21 protein-coding genes are annotated in these 20,013 nt (G+C 66.7%); 18 read left to right on the plus strand and 3 right to left on the minus strand.

Going from position 1 to position 20,013, the window contains the following annotated elements; genetic code table 11:
* Window positions 1–90: 90 nt before the first annotated feature.
* From HLG70_RS05715 to HLG70_RS05795, 17 genes are all read left to right on the plus strand, one after another.
* Window positions 91–3,006 carry a monovalent cation/H+ antiporter subunit A gene (locus HLG70_RS05715; protein ID WP_171663532.1) on the plus strand — a complete coding sequence of 972 codons (2,916 nt, stop codon included), beginning with the start codon at window positions 91–93 and terminating at the stop codon, window positions 3,004–3,006.
* Window positions 3,006–3,350: a Na+/H+ antiporter subunit C gene (locus tag HLG70_RS05720; RefSeq protein ID WP_006227452.1), complete on the plus strand. Its 345-nt coding sequence runs from the start codon at window positions 3,006–3,008 to the stop codon at window positions 3,348–3,350. The genes HLG70_RS05715 and HLG70_RS05720 overlap by 1 nt, the downstream gene beginning before the upstream one ends.
* The gene (locus HLG70_RS05725; RefSeq protein WP_171663531.1) at window positions 3,347–4,978 is read left to right on the plus strand and encodes a monovalent cation/H+ antiporter subunit D; all 1,632 of its coding nucleotides are present in this window, start codon (window positions 3,347–3,349) and stop codon (window positions 4,976–4,978) included. Before HLG70_RS05720 ends, HLG70_RS05725 begins: the two co-directional genes overlap by 4 nt.
* Window positions 4,978–5,460, plus strand: coding sequence for a Na+/H+ antiporter subunit E (locus tag HLG70_RS05730; RefSeq protein ID WP_171663530.1), 483 nt, complete (start codon window positions 4,978–4,980; stop codon window positions 5,458–5,460). Before HLG70_RS05725 ends, HLG70_RS05730 begins: the two co-directional genes overlap by 1 nt.
* Complete coding sequence (locus HLG70_RS05735; protein WP_057283003.1) at window positions 5,457–5,738, plus strand: K+/H+ antiporter subunit F; 282 nt, start codon at window positions 5,457–5,459, stop codon at window positions 5,736–5,738. The genes HLG70_RS05730 and HLG70_RS05735 overlap by 4 nt, the downstream gene beginning before the upstream one ends.
* The gene (gene mnhG, locus HLG70_RS05740) at window positions 5,735–6,076 is read left to right on the plus strand and encodes a monovalent cation/H(+) antiporter subunit G (protein ID WP_171663529.1); all 342 of its coding nucleotides are present in this window, start codon (window positions 5,735–5,737) and stop codon (window positions 6,074–6,076) included. Before HLG70_RS05735 ends, mnhG begins: the two co-directional genes overlap by 4 nt.
* A gap of 170 nt (window positions 6,077–6,246) precedes the next feature.
* A complete protein-coding gene (locus HLG70_RS05745) occupies window positions 6,247–6,729 on the plus strand; it encodes a hypothetical protein (protein WP_234103414.1) in 483 nt (160 codons plus the stop codon).
* A 73-nt stretch (window positions 6,730–6,802) separates the two neighbouring features.
* Window positions 6,803–7,651 carry an HAD family hydrolase gene (locus tag HLG70_RS05750; RefSeq protein ID WP_171663528.1) on the plus strand — a complete coding sequence of 283 codons (849 nt, stop codon included), beginning with the start codon at window positions 6,803–6,805 and terminating at the stop codon, window positions 7,649–7,651.
* Between the two features lie 10 nt (window positions 7,652–7,661).
* Window positions 7,662–8,153, plus strand: coding sequence for a tRNA adenosine(34) deaminase TadA (tadA, locus tag HLG70_RS05755; protein WP_171663967.1), 492 nt, complete (start codon window positions 7,662–7,664; stop codon window positions 8,151–8,153).
* Window positions 8,150–9,184 carry an LD-carboxypeptidase gene (locus HLG70_RS05760; RefSeq protein ID WP_171663527.1) on the plus strand — a complete coding sequence of 345 codons (1,035 nt, stop codon included), beginning with the start codon at window positions 8,150–8,152 and terminating at the stop codon, window positions 9,182–9,184. The genes tadA and HLG70_RS05760 overlap by 4 nt, the downstream gene beginning before the upstream one ends.
* 80 nt (window positions 9,185–9,264) lie before the next feature.
* Window positions 9,265–10,869, plus strand: coding sequence for an ABC-F family ATPase (locus HLG70_RS05765; protein ID WP_171663526.1), 1,605 nt, complete (start codon window positions 9,265–9,267; stop codon window positions 10,867–10,869).
* 115 nt (window positions 10,870–10,984) lie between these two features.
* Window positions 10,985–12,211, plus strand: coding sequence for an MFS transporter (locus HLG70_RS05770; protein ID WP_171663525.1), 1,227 nt, complete (start codon window positions 10,985–10,987; stop codon window positions 12,209–12,211).
* Window positions 12,212–12,317: 106 nt separating this feature from the next.
* Complete coding sequence (locus HLG70_RS05775; RefSeq protein WP_171663524.1) at window positions 12,318–13,088, plus strand: ABC transporter ATP-binding protein; 771 nt, start codon at window positions 12,318–12,320, stop codon at window positions 13,086–13,088.
* Between the two features lie 70 nt (window positions 13,089–13,158).
* Window positions 13,159–14,157 (plus strand): ABC transporter substrate-binding protein, encoded by a 999-nt coding sequence (locus tag HLG70_RS05780; protein WP_171663523.1) that lies wholly within the window; start codon window positions 13,159–13,161, stop codon window positions 14,155–14,157.
* Complete coding sequence (locus tag HLG70_RS05785; protein WP_057283012.1) at window positions 14,154–14,927, plus strand: ABC transporter permease; 774 nt, start codon at window positions 14,154–14,156, stop codon at window positions 14,925–14,927. The genes HLG70_RS05780 and HLG70_RS05785 overlap by 4 nt, the downstream gene beginning before the upstream one ends.
* Window positions 14,928–14,943: 16 nt before the next feature.
* Window positions 14,944–15,750 carry a transporter substrate-binding domain-containing protein gene (locus tag HLG70_RS05790; protein WP_171663522.1) on the plus strand — a complete coding sequence of 269 codons (807 nt, stop codon included), beginning with the start codon at window positions 14,944–14,946 and terminating at the stop codon, window positions 15,748–15,750.
* 47 nt (window positions 15,751–15,797) lie between these two features.
* Window positions 15,798–16,385 (plus strand): IMPACT family protein, encoded by a 588-nt coding sequence (locus tag HLG70_RS05795; protein ID WP_171663521.1) that lies wholly within the window; start codon window positions 15,798–15,800, stop codon window positions 16,383–16,385.
* A gap of 76 nt (window positions 16,386–16,461) precedes the next feature.
* On the opposite strand, the gene HLG70_RS05800 is transcribed toward HLG70_RS05795, so the two are convergent.
* Window positions 16,462–16,836: a thioredoxin family protein gene (locus HLG70_RS05800; RefSeq protein WP_171663520.1), complete on the minus strand. Its 375-nt coding sequence runs from the start codon at window positions 16,834–16,836 to the stop codon at window positions 16,462–16,464.
* Window positions 16,837–17,005: 169 nt separating this feature from the next.
* Entirely contained in the window at window positions 17,006–18,028 is a 1,023-nt protein-coding gene (locus HLG70_RS05805; protein ID WP_171663519.1) for an LLM class flavin-dependent oxidoreductase, read from the minus strand.
* Between the two features lie 245 nt (window positions 18,029–18,273).
* On the opposite strand from HLG70_RS05805, the gene HLG70_RS05810 reads away from it, so the two are divergent.
* Complete coding sequence (locus HLG70_RS05810; RefSeq protein WP_171663518.1) at window positions 18,274–18,627, plus strand: VOC family protein; 354 nt, start codon at window positions 18,274–18,276, stop codon at window positions 18,625–18,627.
* A gap of 64 nt (window positions 18,628–18,691) precedes the next feature.
* On the opposite strand, the gene HLG70_RS05815 is transcribed toward HLG70_RS05810, so the two are convergent.
* A complete protein-coding gene (locus HLG70_RS05815) occupies window positions 18,692–19,984 on the minus strand; it encodes an NCS2 family permease (protein WP_171663517.1) in 1,293 nt (430 codons plus the stop codon).
* Window positions 19,985–20,013 lie beyond the last annotated feature (29 nt).

A 20,013-nucleotide genomic window follows, 5' to 3' on the forward strand; every position in this document is an offset into this window, starting at 1 on the left:
CAGGGTTCCGTCCGTCTTTCAATCCCCGGTCTGTTTCGTCTCTCGCTGCCTTGCGCTGGCGGGAGGGGGCCCGGACATTCTCGGAACGCCATGTCGCTGATCCTGATCCTCGCTCTGCCGTTCGCCGGCAGCCTGTGCGCCGCGCTGCTGCCTTCCAACGCCCGCAATGCCGAGGCCTGGTTGGCGGGTCTTATCGCCCTGGCCTGCGTGGTTCTGATAGCCAGTCTCTATCCCGACGTCGCCAACGGCGGCGTGGTCAGGGCCGATATCCCGTGGGCGCCGGCGCTGGGCCTGCAGTTCACGCTGCGCATGGACGGCTACGCCTGGCTGTTCGCGCTGATCGTCTCCGGCATGGGCGCCCTGGTGGTGCTGTACGCCCGCTACTACATGTCGCCGGAAGACCCGGTACCGCGCTTTTTCTCCTTCTTCCAGGCCTTCATGGCCGCCATGCTTGGCGTGGTGCTGTCGGGCAACCTGATCCAGCTCGTGCTGTTCTGGGAAATGACCAGCCTGGCTTCCTTCATGCTGATCGCCTATTGGCACCATCGCCTGGACGCCCGCCGCGGCGCGCGCATGGCGCTGACCGTCACGGGCGGGGGCGGACTCTGCCTGCTGGCCGGCGTGCTGATCCTGGGACATATCGTCGGCAGCTACGACATGGACCGCGTCCTGGCCTCGGGCGACCTGGTCCGCGCCGATCCCTGGTACCCGGCCGTGCTGGTGCTGGTGGCCTTGGGCGCGCTGACCAAAAGCGCTCAGTTCCCGTTCCATTTCTGGCTGCCCAACGCCATGGCCGCTCCCACCCCGGTGTCGGCCTACCTGCACTCGGCCACCATGGTGAAGGCGGGCGTGTTCCTGCTGGCGCGCTTCTGGCCGGTGCTGTCCGGCACCGACGAATGGTTCTGGATCATCGGGGGGGCAGGGCTGATCACCCTGGTGCTGGGCGCCTACGCGGCCATCTTCCAGCAGGACATGAAGGGGGTGCTGGCCTATTCCACGATCAGCCACCTGGGCCTGATCACGCTGCTGCTGGGGCTCAACAGCACGCTGGCGCTGGTGGCCGCCATCTTCCACATGATCAACCACGCCACGTTCAAGGCCTCGCTCTTCATGGCGGCGGGCGTGGTCGACCACGAAACCGGCACGCGCGACCTGAGCCGGCTTTCCGGGCTGTACAAGGCCATGCCCATCACGGCCACGCTGGCGATGGTGGCCGCGGCCTCGATGGCGGGCGTGCCGCTGCTGAACGGTTTCCTGTCCAAGGAAATGTTCTTCGCTGAAACAACCTTCGTCAGCGGCGACCGGTTTATCCAGATCGGGCTGCCGCTGCTGGCCACCATCGCGGGCGCGTTCAGCGTGGCGTATTCGCTGCGCTTCATCCTGCAGGTCTTCTTCGGCCCCCCGGCCACCGACCTGCCGCGCGCCCCGCATGAGCCGCCGCGCTGGATGCTGCTGCCCAGCGCGCTGCTGGTGTTCATGTGCCTGCTGGTGGGCGTGGTGCCCAGCCTGACGGTCGGCCCCTTCCTGGCCACCGCGGCGCACAGCATCCTGGGCAAGGACATGCCCGAGTACAGCCTGGCTGTCTGGCACGGCGTCAACCTGCCGCTGGTAATGAGCCTGGTCGCCACGACCGCGGGTGTGCTGCTGTACCTGGCGTTGCGCGCGCATCAGCGCGCCAATCCGGGCAGGGTGCCGTTCATCTACCGGCTGGACGGCCGCCGCAGCTTCGAGGCGCTGCTGGACGGTTCCAGCGTCGCGTCCGCCTGGCTGCTGCGCTGGGTCTCGTCCTCGCGCCTGCAAGTCCAGATGCTGCTGATCGTGCTGGGCACCTTGTTCGTCGCCTGGCTGCCGCTGCGCGCCGGCGGCTGGCTGGAGGGCACGGGCCCCATGACCCCTGTCGATCCGGTGTTCGCCCTGCTGTGGCTGGTCGGCGGAACCTGCGCCCTGGCCGCGGCGTATCAAGCCAAATATCACCGCCTGGCGTCCCTGGCGCTGGCCGGCGGCGCAGGCCTGATCACCTGCCTGACCTTCGTGTGGTTCTCGGCGCCCGATCTGGCCCTGACGCAGCTGTCCGTCGAGGTCGTGACCCTGGTGCTTTTGCTGCTGGGCCTGCGCTGGCTGCCCCGGCGGATCGAGCAGGACGACGAGGAAAGCCTCAAGGCCACGCTGGTCGCGCGCGGCCGCCGCTTGCGCGACCTGCTGATGGCCACGGCCGTCGGCACGGGCATGGCGGCGCTGGCCTATGCGGTGCTGGCGCGCCCGCAAGGCAACACCATTTCCTCTTACTTCGTCGACCGCGCGCTGCCCGACGGCGGCGGCACCAACGTGGTCAACGTGATCCTGGTGGATTTCCGCGGCTTCGATACGTTCGGCGAGATCACGGTGCTGGGCATCGTGGCGCTGACGGTGTATGCGCTCTTGCGGCGTTTCCGCCCGGCGGCGGAAAGCGCGGACCTGCCGCGCCAGCAGAAGGAGCAGGACGGCGGCGTGCCGGACGCGCCGGACATCAAGTCGCTGGTGCCCTCGGGTTCGATGATGGTGCCCACCGTGCTGGTGCGCCTGCTGCTGCCCACCGCCGCGCTGATCTCCGTGTACTTCCTGCTGCGCGGTCATAACCAGCCGGGCGGCGGATTCGTCGGCGGCCTGATCTTCGCCACCGCCGTCATCCTGCAATACATGGTGGGCGGCGTGTACTGGGTGGAGTCACGCAGCCGCCTCAACCCGCAGAACTGGATCGGGATCGGCCTGCTGTTTGCCGGCGCCGCGGCGGTGACCGCATGGCTGGCCTACAAGCCCTTCCTGGCCGCGCTGGCCTGGGATGTCGCGCTGCCGCTGATCGGCCATGTGCACCTGTCCAGCGTGCTGCTGTTCGACCTGGGCGTCTACATGCTGGTCGTGGGCTCCACCGTGCTGGTGCTGGTGGCCCTGGCTCACCAATCGCTGCGTGCGCAACGCAAGGCCGCCGCCGAACTCCAGGCGGCCGCCGCTCAAACAGGAGAAGCCTGATGGAATTGATTTACGCCGTCGCGATTGGCGTCTTGGCGGGCTCGGGCGTCTGGCTGCTGCTGCGGCCCCGGACGTTCCAGTTCATCATGGGCCTGTCGCTGGTCTCCTATGCGGTGAACCTCTTCATTTTCGGCATGGGCCGGCTCACCTCCGGCCGTCCGCCGGTCGTGGATCCCGCCATGGCGCATGATCCTTCCTGGTATGCGGATCCGCTGCCGCAGGCGCTGGTGCTGACGGCCATCGTGATCGGCTTCGCCACCACCGCGCTGTTCCTGGTTGTGCTGCTGGCCTCGCGTGGCCTCACGGGTACCGACCACGTTGATGGACGGGAGTCCCAATCTTGAGTTTCTGGCTTCAACATCTTCCTGTCCTGCCCATCATTACCCCGCTGATCGCGGGCGCGGCGATGCTTCTGCTGGCCGATACCAGCCGTTATGCGCGCGGCGGGATCGCGCTTGTGTCTACCCTGGCCCAGCTGGCGGCCGCGATTGCCCTGCTGGTGGTGGCCGGCGGCGGCGTGCCCGGCGTCTGGCCGGATGGGGTGGGGGTCTACCTCGTGGGCGACTGGCCGGCGCCGTTCGGCATAGTGCTGGTGGTGGACCGCCTGGCGGCCGTCATGCTGACCCTGACCTCGGTGCTGGGCCTGGCCACGCTGGTCTACGCGCTGGCCCGCTGGGACCGCGCGGGCGTGCATTTCCATTCGCTGTTCCAGTTCCTGCTGATGGGCCTGAACGGCGCCTTCCTCACGGGCGACCTGTTCAACCTGTTCGTGTTCTTCGAAGTGCTGCTGGCGGCGTCCTACGGCCTGCTGCTGCACGGCTCGGGCGTGGCGCGCGTCAGCGCGGGCCTGCAGTACATCGCGGTGAACCTGGTGGCGTCGTTCCTGCTGCTGATCAGCATCGCGCTGATCTATGGCGTGACGGGCACGCTGAACATGGCGGACCTGGCGCTGCGCGCCGGCAACCTGGCCGGCGCGGACCGCATGCTGTTCGAAGCCGGCGCGGCCATCCTGGGCGTGGCCTTCCTGGTGAAGGCGGGCGCCTGGCCGTTGAATTTCTGGCTGGTCAAGGGGTATGGATCGGCCGGCGCGCCGATCGCGGCCATGTTCTCCATCATGACCAAGGTCGGCATCTATGCGTTGCTGCGCATCGGCTCGCTGCTGCTGCCGTCGGGCGCGCCCGCGGCGTTCAGCCTGGACTGGATGTTCGCGGCGGGGCTTGCGACGCTGCTGTTCGGCGCTCTGGGCCTGCTGGCGACGCAGCAACTGGAAAAGATGGTCGGCTACTGCGTGATCGTGTCGGCCGGCACGCTGCTGACCGCGCTGGGCATGCCCGGCGTGACGCTCACCGGCCCGGCGCTGTTCTACCTGATCAGCTCGGTCCTGACGACGGGCGCATTCTTCCTGCTGGCCGAACTGATCGAACGCACCCGCAGCTTCGGCGCCAACGTGCTGGCCGTGACCCTGGATGCCTTCGACCTGGATGACCCGGCGTCGGTCAACCGTTCCGATGACGTGGTGGGCGTGGCGATTCCGGCCGCCATGGCGTTCCTGGGCCTGGCCTTCATCTGTTGCGCCTTGCTGGTGACGGGCCTGCCGCCCTTGTCCGGCTTTGTCGCGAAGTTCTCGCTGCTGTCGGCGGCGGTGTCGGCCGCCACCGAATCCGCGCCGCCGCTGGACGCCTGGCTGCTGGTGGCGGCGGTGCTGGTTTCTGGCCTGGCCGGCCTGATCGGCCTGGGCCGTACCGGCATCCGCGTGTTCTGGGCCAGCGACGACCGCAGCACGCCCCGCCTGCGCGTGATCGAGGCCGGCCCGGTGGCGGTGCTGCTGCTCTTGTGCGTGGGTCTGGCCGCGGGTGCGGGCCCGGTGTCGGCCTATCTGGACGACGCGGCGCGTTCGCTCGACCAGCCCAAGTCTTACATCGATGCCGTCATGTCCGCGCAGACCGTGCGTGGCGCCAAGGGAGGAAGCTGATGCGCCGCCTCTACTTCCTGATTCTGCCCAGCCTGCTGTTCGTCCTGTGGCTGGTGCTCAATGAAAGCGTTTCCGCGGGCCAGATCGCGCTGGGGCTGGCGCTGGCGCTGTGGTTCACCTGGGCTGCGTCGCGCCTGCGGCCGCTGCATGCGCGCCCGCGCCGCCTGTGGAAGGTGCTGCCGCTGTTCCTGCACGTGACGGTGGACATCATCAAGTCCAACATCGCGGTGGCGCGGCTGATCCTGAATCCGCGCCCCAATGTCTTTTCGCCCGGGTTCATCATGATCCCGCTGACCATGCGGGACCCGCATGGCCTGGCGATGCTTGCCTGCATCGTTACCTACACGCCCGGCACCGTCTGGGTGGACCTGACCGACGATCACAGCCTGAAGCTGCATGTGCTGGACCTGCAGAACGAGGACGAGTGGATCAAGCTGGTGCAGGAGCGCTATGAGCGCCCATTGATGGAGATGTTTGAATGAACACCGTACTGTATTGGGCGGCGTCCTTTGCCTTGCTCTGCTTCGCGCTGGGCATGGTGTTCGCCACCATCCGCCTCTTGCGCGGACCCACCGCCCAGGACCGCGTCCTGGCCCTGGACACGCTGTATATCAACGGCATGCTGACGATGCTGGTGTTCGGCATCCGGTCGGGCACGTCCGTCTATTTCGACATTGCCCTGCTGATTGCCCTGTTCGGTTTTGTCGGGTCTACCGCGATGGCCCGCTTCCTGCTGCGCGGCGAGGTGATCGAGCCATGATCGACGCCCAGATCCCGTTGTGGGCCAGCATTCCCGCCAGCATCCTGCTGGTGCTGGGCGGCTTGCTTGCCGTGACCGGCTCGGCCGGCCTGCTGCGCTTCCGCACCTTCCAGGCCCGCATCCACGCGCCCACGCTCGGCAACACCATGGGCTGCGGCTGCGTGCTGGCGGCCTCCATCCTGGTGTTCTCGGCGCTGTCGGCCCGGCCGGTCTTTCACGAGGTCATCATCACGCTGCTGCTGATTGTTTCGTCCCCCGTTACCGCGATGCTGCTGATGCGCGCCGCCACCTACCGCAACCGCCTCACCAAGGCCGATGCGGACCTGGACGCGCGCTGACAGAGAGGTAACAAAAGGCACTGCATGCAGGCGCGGATGCGGTAACGTCGTCTTACGAATGCACGTTGCTGGACATGTCCCCGTCCGTGCATCATGGGATAGTGGATGCGAGTTGGCGGGGCGGCCCACCAGCCGCGCCGCCCGGGTTCAATCTCTTATAGGAGCTGACCATGAATACACGACCCATGCACACGAAGCGTCTTGCGGCATCTCTTTGCACGGCAGGCCTGATGCTGATTGCCGGAGCGGTCCAGGCGGCCGATACGACGGGCACCAGCACTCCCCAGCAGCGGTATCAGCAGGATGTGGCCGCGTGCAGGAGCGGCGCCACCGGTCAGCCGCTGGATACCTGCCTGCGCGAGGCCGGCGCGGCGCTGCAGGAATCGCGCCGCCAGAACCTCAAGGAAGCCACGCCCGAACAGCGCCAGCAGAACATCCTGGCCCGCTGCAACCGGCTGCCGGAGGCACAGCGCCAGAATTGCGTGACCCAGATGACCGCGCCCACGAATGTGCGCGGCAGCGTGCAGGGCGGCGGCGTCCTGCGTGAAACCGTGATCCAGGTGCCCGCGGACAGCGTGCCCCCCGCCAGCACGGCGCCGGGCATGGCGCCCGCGCCGGGGACGGGCACGATGACCGCGCCGGTCCGCCAGTAAGGCGGGGCAGAGGGGCGCGGCCGCAGCCACATTCAGGCAAAATGGCGGCTGTCGCCCCTTTTTACGCATATTCATGTCCGACGTCATCGCCCTGATTTTCGATTTCGACGACACGCTGGCCTCGGACAGCACGTCCGGTTTCCTGGACAGCATCGGGGTGGACACGGCTTCCTTCTGGAAGGACCAGGTCGATCCGCTGCTGTCCCAGCAGGACTGGGACCCCGTGCCCGCCTATCTGTACAAGATGATCCAGCTGTCCCAGGAGGGCAGGCATGGCCTCATCACGCAGCCGCGCCTGAAGGACTGGGGCTCGCGGCTGGAACTGCACGACGGCGTGCCCACGCTGTTCCAGCGGCTGCGCGCCGCGGTGCGCGCGGAGCAGCCGCAGGTGCAGCTCGAGTTCTACCTGATTTCCAGCGGCATCGGCGACGTGGTCCGGTCCACCCCCATCGCGCACGAATTCACCGAGATCTGGGCGTCCGAATTCGTCTACGGCGAAGACGGCGGCATCACCTTCCCGCGCCGCATCGTCAGCTTCACCGACAAGACCCGCTATCTGTTCCACATCCAGAAGGGCATCATCGGACGCGACTTCCGCAGCAAGCCTTTCGAGGTTAACCGCAAGGTGCCCGAAGACCGCTTGCGCGTGCCCTTTGACCAGATGGTGTTCGTCGGCGACGGCTATACCGACATCCCGTGCTTTTCACTGATCCGCCGGGCCGGCGGCTTTGCGTTCGGCGTCTGGGACCCGAAGCATCGCGACAAGCGCAGCCGGGCCTGGGGCTTCATCGAAGAGGGCCGCGTTTCCAACCTGAACCAGGCCCGCTACGATGAGCAGGCCGAGCTCTACCAATGGCTGGAAGAGGCCGTCACCAGCCTGGCCGGCCGCATCGCCCTGAAGTCCCGGGTGTACCGTGGTTGAGCCGGTAGCCATGGCGGCGGTTCCGCCCTGGACCGAGCAGGACGCCCGCTACATCACCCTGGCGCTGGAAGAGGCCCAGGCCGCCTACGACATCGGCGAGGTGCCGGTGGGCGCGCTGGTGGTGTCCGCCCAGGGGGACATCCTGGGTCGCGGCTTCAACCGCACCATCATCGACCACGACCCTACCGCGCATGCCGAGATCGTCGCGCTGCGCAGCGCCGCGCGCCAGCTTGAAAACTACCGGTTGCCCGGCATCACCGTCTACGTGACGCTGGAGCCCTGCGTCATGTGCATCGGAGCCATGCTGCACGCGCGGCTGGCCCGCGTGGTGTTCGGCGCGTACGACCCCAAGACGGGAGCCTGCGGCAGCGTGCTGGACGTCGGCTCCGTTCCCAAACTCAATCATCACACTTCAGTCACCGGCGGCGTGCTGGCCGAACCTTGCGGCGACCTGCTGCGCCGGTTCTTCCGCGAACGCCGCGCCAAGGAATCCATAGCATGAGCACCACCAAAGCCGCCAAGCCTGCCGCCAAGGCGCGCGGCGCCAAGGCCGTCCCCGGCCACGATCACGATCACGACCACGCCTGCGGCGAAGATTGCGGCCACGATCACAGCCACGACCATGCCCACGCGCTGCCGGATGCCCGCGGCATCTACCTGATCTCGCCGTCTTCGGCCGTGCGCGACCCGGCCACGGTGGAGCTGGCGCGCGAGCGGCTGCAGCAGCAGGGCTTCAAGACCGCCCTGGACCGCAGCGCCTACGCGGAACACCAGCGTTTCGCCGGCACGGACGCGCAGCGCCTGGCCAGCCTGACGCGCGCCGCCAAGCAGAAGCTGCCCATCGTCATGGTGACGCGCGGCGGCTACGGCCTGGGCCGGCTGCTGCATGCCATAGACTGGAAGGCCATGGCCGACAGCGGCAAGCGCTTTGTCGGCATGAGCGACTTCACCGCGTTCAACCTGGGCCTGCTGGCGCAGACCGGGGCCGTCAGCTACAGCGGCGCCACCGCCGTCCAGGACTTCGGCGGCAAGAAGGTCGACGACCTGACCGAAGCGCTGTTCGGCGAAGTGATGCGCGGCGAACTGGAAATCCTCAGCTTCGAAACCCTGGACGCCGATCCGGTGGATGCCCGCGGCATCCTCTGGGGCGGCAACCTGGCCATGGTGACGTCGCTGCTGGGCACGCCCTATATGCCCAAGATCCGCGGCGGCATCCTGTTCCTGGAAGACGTGGCCGAGCATCCCTACCGCATCGAACGCATGCTGATCCAGCTGTGGCAGGCCGGTATCCTGGCAAAGCAGAAAGCGATCGTGCTGGGCCGGTTCTCGGACTACAAGCTGGCGCCCCACGACAAGGGCTATGACCTGCACGAAGTCGTGGCCTGGCTGCGCAAGACGGTCAAGGTGCCGGTCATCACGGGCCTGCCCTACGGGCACGTCGCCACCAAGGCCACCTTGCCGATCGGGCAGAAGGTGGGCATCGCCACCGAAAAGGGCCTGGCCCACCTGGTGCTGGACGAACACCACCACTGAAATAGGGGCCGCAGCCCCTTTTGCTACACTATCGGGTTTCCTCGCATGCGTCCTCGGACGCCTTCAAACGCAAATACACCGTGATATCCACAGCCAATCTCACCATCCAGTTCGGTCCCAAGCCCCTTTTTGAGAACGTCAGCGTCAAGTTCGGGGAAGGCAACCGTTACGGGCTGATCGGGGCCAATGGGTCCGGCAAGTCTACGTTCATGAAGATCATCGGCGGCGACCTCGAAGCCTCCGGCGGCAACGTTTCGCTTGAGCCGGGCGTGCGCCTGGGCAAGCTGCGCCAGGACCAGTTCGCGTTCGAAGACCTGCGCGTGCTGGACGTCGTGATGATGGGCCACACCGAGATGTGGGCCGCCATGTCCGAGCGCGACGCCATCTACGCCAATCCGGAAGCGTCGGAAGACGACTACATGCGCGCCGCCGACCTGGAAGCCAAGTTCGCCGAGTACGACGGCTACACGGCCGAAGCCCGCGCGGGCGAGCTGCTGCTGGGCCTGGAAATCGCCGTGGACCAGCACAACCTGCCCATGCGCGAAGTGGCCCCGGGCTGGAAGCTGCGCGTGCTGCTGGCGCAGGCGCTGTTCTCGAACCCCGATGTCCTGCTGCTGGACGAACCCACCAACAACCTGGATATCAACACCATCCGCTGGCTGGAAAACGTGCTCAATGGCTACCAGAGCACGATGATCATCATCAGCCATGATCGCCACTTCCTGAACCAGGTGTGCACGCACATGGCCGACGTGGACTACGGCGAGATCCGCATCTACGCCGGCAACTACGACGACTACATGCTGGCGTCCACCCAGGCCCGCGAACGCCTGGTGTCCAACAACGCCAAGGCCAAGGAACGCGTCGCCGAGCTGCAGGACTTCGTGCGCCGCTTCGCGGCCAACAAGTCCAAGTCGCGCCAGGCCACCTCGCGCCTGAAGCAGATCGACCGCATCAAGGCCGACCAGGTCGTGGTCAAGCCGTCGTCGCGCCAGAATCCGTATATCCGCTTCGAGCAGAACAAGGTCATGCACCGCCTGGCGGTCACCGTCGAGAACCTGACCAAGGCCTACGATGCGCCCGTGATCACCAAGTTCTCCGCCATGGTCGATGCCGGCGAAAAGATCGCCATCATCGGCGCCAACGGCGTGGGCAAGACGACCTTGCTGCGTTTGCTGGCCACGGAACTGCAGCCCGATTCGGGCTCGGTGAAGTGGTCCGAGAACGCCGACCTGGGTTATATGGCCCAGGACGTTTCCGACCAGTTCCTGCAAACCGACATCAACCTGCTGGACTGGATGGGCGACCACCGCCAGCCGGGCGACGACGACCAGTCGATCCGTTCGGTGCTGGGCCGCCTGCTGTTCTCGGCGGACGATCTGCCCAAGGCGCCCAAGGTGCTGTCCGGCGGCGAAAAGAACCGCATGACCTTCGGCCGCCTGATGCTGGGCCGGCACAACGTCATGCTGCTCGACGAACCGACCAACCACCTGGACATGGAATCGATCGAGTCGCTGCAGTTCGCGCTGGAAAAGTACGAAGGCACGCTGGTGTTCGTCTCGCATGACCGCGAATTCGTGTCGGGCCTGGCCACGCGCGTCATCGAAATCCTGGCCACCGGCGAGATCATCGACTACCGCGGCGGCTACGAAGACTACCTGTCCTCGCGCGGCATCGAGGCCTGATTTTCCCAAGCGCGGTGCGCCGGAAGGCGCGCCGCGTTCAGCCTGCCGCAATCCTCGCTGCGCTATCATCGGGTAAACCCTGGCGGCTGTCCGGCCAGGCATCTCTTTGCCCCACATGTCTCCCACTTCGCACACCGCGCCCGATGGCGCGCAGATCGGCACGTTCACGCTGACGTTCCGCATCGTTGCCATCGCCTTCTTCACCTTCATCTGCTATCTGGCCATCGGCTTGCCGCTGGCCGTGCTGCCGGGCTATGTGCACGACAAGCTGGGCTACGGGTCCGTGCTGGCCGGCCTGGCGATCAGCGTGCAGTACGTGGCCACCTTGCTCAGCCGGTCCCATGCCGGGCGCATGGCCGACACGGTCGGCCCGAAGCAGACGGTTGTGATCGGCATGGCCGCCTGCGCGGCCAGCGGCGTCTTCCTGCTGCTGGCCTATGCGTTCGAACGCAGCGCCTGGCTCAGCCTGTCGGCCATCATCGTCAGCCGCCTGGCGCTGGGTTTTGGCGAAAGCTGGGTCGGGACGGGTTCGGCCACCTGGGCGATCGCCAGGGTGGGGCCGCTGCACACGGCGCGCGTCATTTCCTGGAACGGCATCTGCACCTATGGCGGGCTGGCACTGGGGGCGCCCCTGGGCGTGTACCTGGAAACCGAATGGAGCATGGGCGCGCTGGGCGGTGCGGTGCTGCTGTTGGGGCTGGCCGGCCTGGGGCTGGCGATGTCGCGCGCCGCCGTGGCGATCGTGGGCGGCCACCGCATGGCCTTCAAGAGCGTGGTGCTGCGCGTGTTTCCGCATGGCATGGCGCTGGGCCTGGGGTCGGTGGGCTTCGGTACGCTGGCGGCCTTCGTGGCGCTGTACTACGCCAGTTTTTCGTGGGATGGCGCGGCGCATGCGCTCAGCGCCTTCGGTGGCGCCTTCATCGGCGTGCGCCTGCTGTTTGCCGGCACCATCACGCGCTTTGGCGGCTTCAGGGTCGCGCAGGTGTCCTTCCTGGTGGAAGCGGCGGGCCTGCTGCTGCTCTGGCTGGCGCCCAATCCCGGCACTGCCCTGATGGGGGCCGCGCTGACCGGCTGCGGGTTCGCGCTGGTGTTCCCGGCCATCGGCGTCGAGGCCGTGGCGCGCGTGCCCGCGGGCAGCCGCGGGGCGGCGCTGGGGGCATATTCGGCTTTCCTGGACCTGGCGCTGGGCGTGACGGGCCCGATCGCCGGGTACATCTCCAGCGGCTTCGGCTATCCGGCCATCTTCCTGGCGGCCTCCGTGTCCGTGCTGGTGGGGTTCATGATCGCGTTCGGATTGCAGCGCCACGCGGTCCGGCAGCAGGTCGTCGCTCCCGTTGCCTGATCGTTATTACCAAAAGAACTAAAGACATTCGATATTTATCGTTGGAGTTCATATAACGAATTGTTAGATTTGAGCCTCGTTTCCACGCGCGCTCACGAATCGTTCCATGAACCTGACCTTCGACCACGTCCACAAGCACTTCGGCGACCTGCCCGTCGTGGATGGCTTCACCAGTGAAATCAAGACCGGAGAACTGGTCGCGCTGGTCGGCCCGTCCGGCTGCGGCAAGTCCACCTTGCTGCATCTGGCCGCGGGTCTGGAACAGCCGACGCAAGGCAGCGTACAGGCCGACGGCCGCGCCATCACCGGCCCGCATCCGAGCCGCACGCTGGTGTTCCAGGAACACGCGCTGTATCCCTGGCTGACGCTGGAAGACAATGTGGCGCTGGCGCTGGAATTCCAGAACACGCCCAAGAAGCGCGCCCGCGAGGCCGCCCGCGAATGGCTGGCGCGCGTCAGCCTGGCGGGGTTTGAACACTATTACCCCCATCAGGTGTCCGGCGGCATGCGCCAGCGCGCCGCGCTGGCGCGCGCATTCGTTGCGCAGCCCCAGACCATGCTGATGGACGAGCCCTTCGGCGCGCTGGACGCGCTGACCCGCCTGAGCCTGCAAGATGTGCTGCGCCAGCTGATCGCCCAGGAAAAGCCCACCGTGCTGCTGGTGACCCACGATGTCGACGAAGCCCTGTTCCTGGCCGACCGCATCGTCGTCTTCAGCCCGAGGCCTGCCCGCGTGCTGCGCGAATTCAATCTGGCCCACCGCGAGAAGACCCACGACCTGCCGGACCTGGCCGCTGAAAAGCGCGAGATCCTGCGTCTGCTGGGCATCGCGGTGGACGGCTCGAACGCACACCCGGACCTGGCGCTGGCCGCCTGACCCCCAATCCATTTGCATATCCCTGGCTGCGCGCCGGCGCCGCCTGCCCCTGAATTCCCTGGAGCTCCTGATGAAACTGAAGCAATGGTTGTCCCTGCCGCTGGCTGCGGCGCTGCTGGCGGCTGCCCCCGCGATGGCGGCCGAGAAATTCCGCGTGGGCTACCTGCGCGTGATGGACGACGCACAGGCCATCGTCGCGCAAGAGGGCGGCTATTACAAAAAGGCCGGGCTGGATTCCGAGCTGATCGAGTTCAAGTCGGGCACCGACCTGATCAAGGCGATCGTCGGTGGTCAACTGGACATCGGCGTGCTGGGCTTCACCAACGCCGTGGCCTGGGCCTCCAAGGGCGCGGACCTGAAGGTGGTGGGCGGCGCTCAGCAGGGCTACCACTCGCTGATCGTGCGCGAAGATTCGGGCATCAAGGACATCGCGGGCCTGAAGGGCAAGACGCTGGCCTCGCAGGCCGAGGGCAGTACCGCCGACGTGGTGTTGAAGGGCGTGGTGCTCAAGCAGGGCAACCTCGGCGCGGACGACGTCAACGTCATGGGCGTGAGCCCGGCGGTGGCCGTGCAGTCGTTGGTGGGCAAGCGCGTGGACGCGGCCTTCCTGTTCGAACCCTACGACCGCATCGCGCAGCTGGTTGCGCCGGTCAAGCAGATCTATGAAGTGGGCCAGGCCTGGCCGTTCCCGTGCATGGTCGTGATCACGTCGGGCGAGACGCTGGCCAAGCGCAAGGACGATGTCTGGAAGGCGCTGGACGCCCAGAACCAGGCCATCGCGCTGCTGCAGAAGGAACCCGCGCAAGCTTCCAAGCTGATCGCGTCCTACTTCATCGCCGAGCCCACGCTCAAGACCCTGACCCGCGGCGAACTCCCGCGCGAAACCGTCATCGCCGAAGCCATCAGCACGCAGGTGTTCACGCCCAAGCTGACGCAAAAGGATACGGCCCGCATGCAGGAAATCGCTGACATCCTGCAGGCCCAAGGTTCGCTCAAGACGCGTGACGGCAAGCCGTACGACGTCTCCAGCATCGTCGATCTGTCCTGGCAAGAGGCTCGCAAGCTTTGAGCGCATCTACCCGAGTAACTGGCGCCCGCAAGCATTTCGCGGGCGTTTTGGGCGTCCTGTTCATCCTGGCGCTCTGGCAGCTGGCGGCGTTCGCGCTGCCCGACTTCCTGATGCCTGGCGTGCCGGCCGTGGTCGAGCGTCTCTTTGAAGACCTGGGCAAGCAGTCGTTCCACCAGAGCCTGATGGGCACCCTGGGCCGGCTGGGCGCGGGCTATGGCCTGGCGCTGGCGGCCGGCATCGGCTTCGGGCTGGTGGCTGCCGTGCTGTTCTTCTTCCGTGAAGTGCTGCGCAGCGCCATCGTCATCCTGCAGTCGATTCCGTCGATTGCGTGGGTGCCGCTGTTCCTCATCGTGATGGGGTTCGGCAATACGCCCATCATCGTGGTCGTGGCGCTGTCGGCGTTCTTCCCGGCCGCGCTCAGCGTGATGAACGCCACCGAATCCGTGCAGCGGGTGCACGTGTCGGCGGCGCGCGTCATGGGCGCCACGCGGTGGGGACTGGTCAAGCGGGTGTACCTGCCCGCCGTCATGCCCGAGCTCATCACCGGCGCGCAGCTGGCGTTCGGCAATGCCTGGCGCGCGCTGATCTCCGCGGAAATGCTGATCGGCTTCGGCAAGGGCCTGGGGCGGTCGCTGGCCTATTCGGGCGAGATCGCCGACATGACGGGCGTGATGACCAACATCCTGGTCATCGCCGTGCTCGCGGCGCTGATCGATCAGTTCGTGCTTGAAAACCTCAAGCACCGCCTGCTGCGGTATCAGTACGTCTAAGGTCCCGGAGCACGCCATGATCCGCCCGATGCGCCTTTTCGCCCTGGCCGCCTGCCTGATGCTCGCGGGCCACGCTCACGCGCAGCCCGAGACATTCCCGGCGGCGCGGGCCCGGGGCGAACTGGTGGTGGGCATACCGTATCTGGCGCCGCCGCCCGTGGCCGGCGCCAAGATCCGCACGCCGGACGGCCTGGACGCGGTCATCACCGAAAAGCTGGGCGCGAGCCTGGGCCTGCCGGTCCGCCTGGTGCAACTGCCGGCGGAGCAGGCCGCTTCCGCGCTGGCCGCGGGCCAGGTGGACCTGGTGCTGACGGACCGCGCTGGTGATCAACCGGCTGCGGTGGCCGTGCAGTCCACGGGCTACGCCGCGCGTCCCAAGGCCGTGATCCGCAGCGATACGCGCTTGCGCCAGCCCGCCGACGCGCGCGGCCGCAGCGTCTGCATGGCCGAGGCCGCCACGGCGGCACAGGCCCTGGCGCAGAGCTGGGGCGCGGTGGTCCGTACATACAAGGCGCCGTCCGACGCGCTGGTCGCGGTGCGCGAAGGCAGCTGCGATATCGGCCTGGTCGATGACGCGGTGTGGGAACCGCTGGTGCGCTTTCCGGAATGGAAGAAGTTCTCGTCCACGCTTGCCGCCGACGGCGCCAGGCGTGAACGGGTGTGGCTGCTGTCCGCCAATGACCAGGCCGCCCGCGCCTGGCTGGGCCAGGAAATGCGCGCCTGGGACCGCGCGGGCGCCTGGAAGGCCATGACGGCCAAATGGGCGCGCGATGTGGCCTTCGACGTCTACCTGGATCAGGAAGTGCCCGACTGCCACGGCTAGGTCCGTTCACACCGGATGCCGCCTCGCCCGCACTTACAATGCCGGGCATGACGCACACGTTGACCGCTCCCTGCTCGTATCAGGAAGACATCAAGAAAAGCCGCTTTGCCGCATACGCCACGCCGGTATCCACCGTCGACGAGGCCATGCGCTTCTTTGCGGAACGCGGAGACCCCGAGGCCACCCACAACTGCTGGGCCTACCGCATCGGGCAGGAATACCGCTTCAACGATGACGGCGAGCCGGGTGGCACCGCCGGCCGGCCCATCCTGCAAGCCATCGAAGGGCAGGACATGGACCGCGTGGCCGTGCTGGTGGTGCGCTGGTACGGGGGCGTGAAGCTGGGCGCGGGCGGACTAGTGCGCGCCTACGGCGGCTGCGCGGCCAATTGCCTGCGCCTGGGAGACCGCAGCGAGATCGTGGATATGGCGACCATCCGCTGCGCCTGCGGGTTCGCCGAGCTTGCGCTCTTGAAGTCGCGGCTGGCGCAGGCGGGCGCGGCGATCCAGCAGGAAGACTTCAATGAAGAGGGCGTGGCGCTCTGCTTCACGGCGCCGCGCGCGGCGATCGGCGACCTGGAGGTCACCGTGGCCAACATCACCCGCGGACGGTCGGCCTGGGAAGTGGTGTCGTAAAGCGCTGGCGGTCATGCCGGTTGCCGCGCCGGCGGCACCCAAAAACAAGGGGCCCGATTCCGGGCCCCTTGTTTGTTTATGCGTCCTGGCTGTCTTGAGCCGCGGCGATTTCCTGGTGGACCTTTTCCATGTCCACTTCCTTGATCTTGGCAAGCAGCTCATTGAGCTGGCCGCCCGACAAGGCGCCGGGTTGCGAGAACAATAGGACCTTTTCCCGGAACACCATCAGCGTGGGGATCGAACGGATTCCCAGCGCGCCGGCCAGTTCCTGTTCGACGTCGGTATTCACCTTGGCGAACGTGACGTCGGGATGCTCGGTGGAGGCGTGCTCGAACACGGGCGCGAAGCCACGGCACGGGCCGCACCAGGGTGCCCAGAAGTCGACAATCAGGGTGCCGTCAGGCGTGATGGCGTCCTGGAAAGTGTCTTTGGTGAGTTCAACAATACTCATGTGGAATCCTTGCCGTTCGGACGGCGAAAAAAGCGGTGTCAGAGGCCCGGAGGTGCCTGCTCCGGCCTGATTCGGCGACGCGTGATTGCCGGTATCTGATAAGCAATAGTAGTGCCGGTCTAGGCTGCGTCGCAATGGTTGGCGCGTTGGAGCGCGCGGGCGGCAGGGCTCAGGCCGCGGTTACCGTGGAAACGCCGGCGCCGTTTTTCAGCGATGCGACGATCTCGAACGAGCGCAGCCGGTCCGCAATATCGTAGAAGTCGGACACGATCATGACTTCGTCGGCCTCCGTTTCGGCGACCAGCGCTTCCAGTTCGCGCTTGACGGTATCCGGCCCGCCCACGATGGCGGCGCCCAGTCTTTGATTGACCGCTTCACGCTCCCATTCGTTCCACAGACCGTCCATGCTTTGGACGGGCGGCTGCAATTGCAGGCGGTTGCCCCGAACCAGGGACAGGAACTTCAATTGCTGGGTGGTGGCCTGGAACCGGGCGGCCTCGTCGGATTCAGCCGCGATGACCGGCACGCCGATCATGGAATAGGGGCGCGCGAGGGTTGCGGACGGCTTGAACAGATGGCGGTACAGGCGCATCGCGGCCATGCCCTCGGGCGAGAAATGGCCCGCGAACGAGAACGGCAGGCCCAGTTCGGCCGCCATGCGGGCGCTGAAATCGCTGGAGCCCAGCAGCCAGATCGGGATGTTCAGCCCTTCGCCAGGAATGGCGCGCACGGGCTGGCCGGGACGCGAGGGCGCCAGATATGCGCGCAGTTCCTCGACCAGCGCCGGGAACTCCAGGCCGCTGCGCGGGCTGCGGCGCAGCGCCTGCTGCGTGGCGCCATCGCTGCCGGGCGCGCGGCCCAGGCCCAGGTCGATGCGGCCGGGATACAGGGTCTCCAGGGTGCCGAATTGTTCGGCGATGATCAGCGGCGCGTGATTGGGCAGCATGACGCCGCCCGACCCGACGCGCAGGCTGCGGGTGTGGCCGGCCACGTGTCCGATCAGCACGGACGTGGCGCTGCTGGCCACGCCGTTGATGTTGTGGTGCTCGGCCAGCCAGAAGCGGTTGTAGCCGAGTTGTTCGACATGCTGTGCCACGGCGACCGTATTGCGGAAGGCGTCCGCCGCATCCCGGCCCTGCACAATCGGGGCCAGGTCCAGCACGGAAAACGGAATGCGGGCCAGGGCGCTCATGCGTGGGCCTCCGGGTTCGCGGCGGGACAGGCGGGCAGTGCGGGGATCAGGCGGGAAAGGCGCAAGGTGGACTCCATATACTGAGATACATGGGGAGTGTATCGGCGAATTCAACCGCGCAAGCCAGCAACCATGCGGTCGGCTGGGTTGATTGATTTTTCCGATTCATGCAATAGTGGGCAGCGCGTCGAGCGCGCTGCTGGCCCGGCTGCGGGGCAGAATGATTCGCCACACTGGAGACAAGCATGGGCATCAGAGGCAAGGACAATCAGATCGACAATATCGAATTCAACGTGGCGGACATCGCGCGCAGCAAGCGTTTCTATGGCGAGGTCTTCGGGTGGACGTTCACGGACTACGGGCCCACTTATTGCGAGTTCACCGACGGCCGCCTGACCGGCGGCTTCACCACGGGCGAGGAAGTCCGTCCCGGCGGCCCGCTAGTGATCCTGTACGGCGACGACCTGGCCGCGACCCAGCAGCGCGTGACGGCGGCGGGCGGGCGGATCAGCCGCCAGATTTTTTCTTTTCCCGGAGGCAGCCGCTTTCATTTCGTGGACCCGGACGGCTACGAACTGGCGGTATGGGCGGCCCAATGAAAAAGCCGCCGCGGGCCCTGGGCCTGCGGCGGCTTTCGCTTGCGCGGCCCGAAGGCCAGGCGGTCTATTCCGGGAAGAACGCGTAGCGGATGACGAACAGCACCGCCACCAGCCAGGTGGCGGGATGCACGTCGCGGACCTTGCCCGTGGCGGTCTTCAGCACCACGTAGCTGATGAAGCCGAAGGCGATGCCGTTGGCGATCGAGTAGGTGAACGGCATGACCAGCGCGGTCAGCGCGGCCGGAGTGGCTTCGCAGACGTCGTTCCAGTCGATGTCGATCAGTTCGCGCATCATCAGGCCGGCCACATAGAGCAGGGCGGGCGCGGTGGCGTAGGCCGGCACGGCGCCTGCCAGCGGCGAGATGAACAGCGCGGCCAGGAACAGCAGGGCCACGACCAGCGCGGTCATGCCCGTGCGGCCGCCCGCCTGCACGCCGGAGGCGCTTTCGACATAGGCGGTGGTGCTGCTGGTGCCCAGCATCGAACCGGCGACGATGGCGGTGCTGTCGGCGAACAATGCGCGGCCCAAGCGGTTGGGGCGGTCTTCGGGCACCAGGCCGGCGCGCTTGGCCACGCCCACCAGCGTGCCGGTGGCGTCGAACACTTCGACCAGTACGAATACCAGGATCACATGCACGAAGCCGCTGTGCAGCGCGCCCAGGATGTCCAGCTTGAACAGCGTGGGCGACAGGCTGGGCGGCGCCGAGAAAATGCCTTTGAACTCGTTGTAGCCCAGCGCCATCGACAGCACGGTGACAACGATGATGCCGATCAGGATCGCGCCGCGCACGCGCAGCGCGTCCAGCGATGCGATGACGAAGAAGCCCAGGATGGCGAAGAGCGGACCGTGGGAGGTGAGGTTGCCCAGCGTCACCTTGGTGGCCGGGTGCGCCACGACGATGCCGGCGCTGGATAGCGCGATAATGGCAAGGAACAGGCCTATGCCGGCTGCGATCGCGCTGCGCAGCGAATGCGGAATGCCCTTGACCAGCCAGACCCGGATGCCGGAGATCGTCAGGAACAGGAAGATGATGCCCGAGATGAACACGGCGCCCAGCGCCTGCTCCCAGGTGTAGCCCATGGTCTTGACCACGGTGAACGCGAAGAAGGCATTGAGGCCCATGCCGGGCGCCATGCCGATCGGCCAGTTGGCGATCAGCGCCATCACCAGCGAACCCAGCGCGGCGGCCAGGCAGGTGGCCACGAACACGGCGTCGCGGTCCATGCCTGTCGAGGACAGGATGTCCGGGTTGACGAAGATGATGTACGACATCGTAAGGAATGTCGTCAGGCCGGCCACGATTTCCGTTCTGGCGGTCGTCCCGTGTTCACGCAGCTTGAATAGCTTCTCCAGCATTCGAGTCCCCAATGTGTTTGCAGGCTTGC

Origin of the sequence: Achromobacter deleyi (assembly GCF_013116765.2) — a bacterium.
GTDB classification, from domain to species: domain Bacteria; phylum Pseudomonadota; class Gammaproteobacteria; order Burkholderiales; family Burkholderiaceae_B; genus Achromobacter; species Achromobacter deleyi_A.

Coding starts and splice junctions, on each gene's coding strand:
- HLG70_RS05715 (WP_171663532.1), top strand. CDS start 91: ATGTCGCTGATCCTGATCCTCGCTCTGCCGTTCGCCGGCAGCCTGTGC.
- HLG70_RS05720 (WP_006227452.1), top strand. CDS start 3,006: ATGGAATTGATTTACGCCGTCGCGATTGGCGTCTTGGCGGGCTCGGGC.
- HLG70_RS05730 (WP_171663530.1), top strand. CDS start 4,978: ATGCGCCGCCTCTACTTCCTGATTCTGCCCAGCCTGCTGTTCGTCCTG.
- HLG70_RS05735 (WP_057283003.1), top strand. CDS start 5,457: ATGAACACCGTACTGTATTGGGCGGCGTCCTTTGCCTTGCTCTGCTTC.
- mnhG (WP_171663529.1), top strand. CDS start 5,735: ATGATCGACGCCCAGATCCCGTTGTGGGCCAGCATTCCCGCCAGCATC.
- HLG70_RS05745 (WP_234103414.1), top strand. CDS start 6,247: ATGAATACACGACCCATGCACACGAAGCGTCTTGCGGCATCTCTTTGC.
- HLG70_RS05750 (WP_171663528.1), top strand. CDS start 6,803: ATGTCCGACGTCATCGCCCTGATTTTCGATTTCGACGACACGCTGGCC.
- tadA (WP_171663967.1), top strand. CDS start 7,662: ATGGCGGCGGTTCCGCCCTGGACCGAGCAGGACGCCCGCTACATCACC.
- HLG70_RS05760 (WP_171663527.1), top strand. CDS start 8,150: ATGAGCACCACCAAAGCCGCCAAGCCTGCCGCCAAGGCGCGCGGCGCC.
- HLG70_RS05770 (WP_171663525.1), top strand. CDS start 10,985: ATGTCTCCCACTTCGCACACCGCGCCCGATGGCGCGCAGATCGGCACG.
- HLG70_RS05775 (WP_171663524.1), top strand. CDS start 12,318: ATGAACCTGACCTTCGACCACGTCCACAAGCACTTCGGCGACCTGCCC.
- HLG70_RS05780 (WP_171663523.1), top strand. CDS start 13,159: ATGAAACTGAAGCAATGGTTGTCCCTGCCGCTGGCTGCGGCGCTGCTG.
- HLG70_RS05790 (WP_171663522.1), top strand. CDS start 14,944: ATGATCCGCCCGATGCGCCTTTTCGCCCTGGCCGCCTGCCTGATGCTC.
- HLG70_RS05795 (WP_171663521.1), top strand. CDS start 15,798: ATGACGCACACGTTGACCGCTCCCTGCTCGTATCAGGAAGACATCAAG.
- HLG70_RS05800 (WP_171663520.1), bottom strand. CDS start 16,836: ATGAGTATTGTTGAACTCACCAAAGACACTTTCCAGGACGCCATCACG.
- HLG70_RS05805 (WP_171663519.1), bottom strand. CDS start 18,028: ATGAGCGCCCTGGCCCGCATTCCGTTTTCCGTGCTGGACCTGGCCCCG.
- HLG70_RS05810 (WP_171663518.1), top strand. CDS start 18,274: ATGGGCATCAGAGGCAAGGACAATCAGATCGACAATATCGAATTCAAC.
- HLG70_RS05815 (WP_171663517.1), bottom strand. CDS start 19,984: ATGCTGGAGAAGCTATTCAAGCTGCGTGAACACGGGACGACCGCCAGA.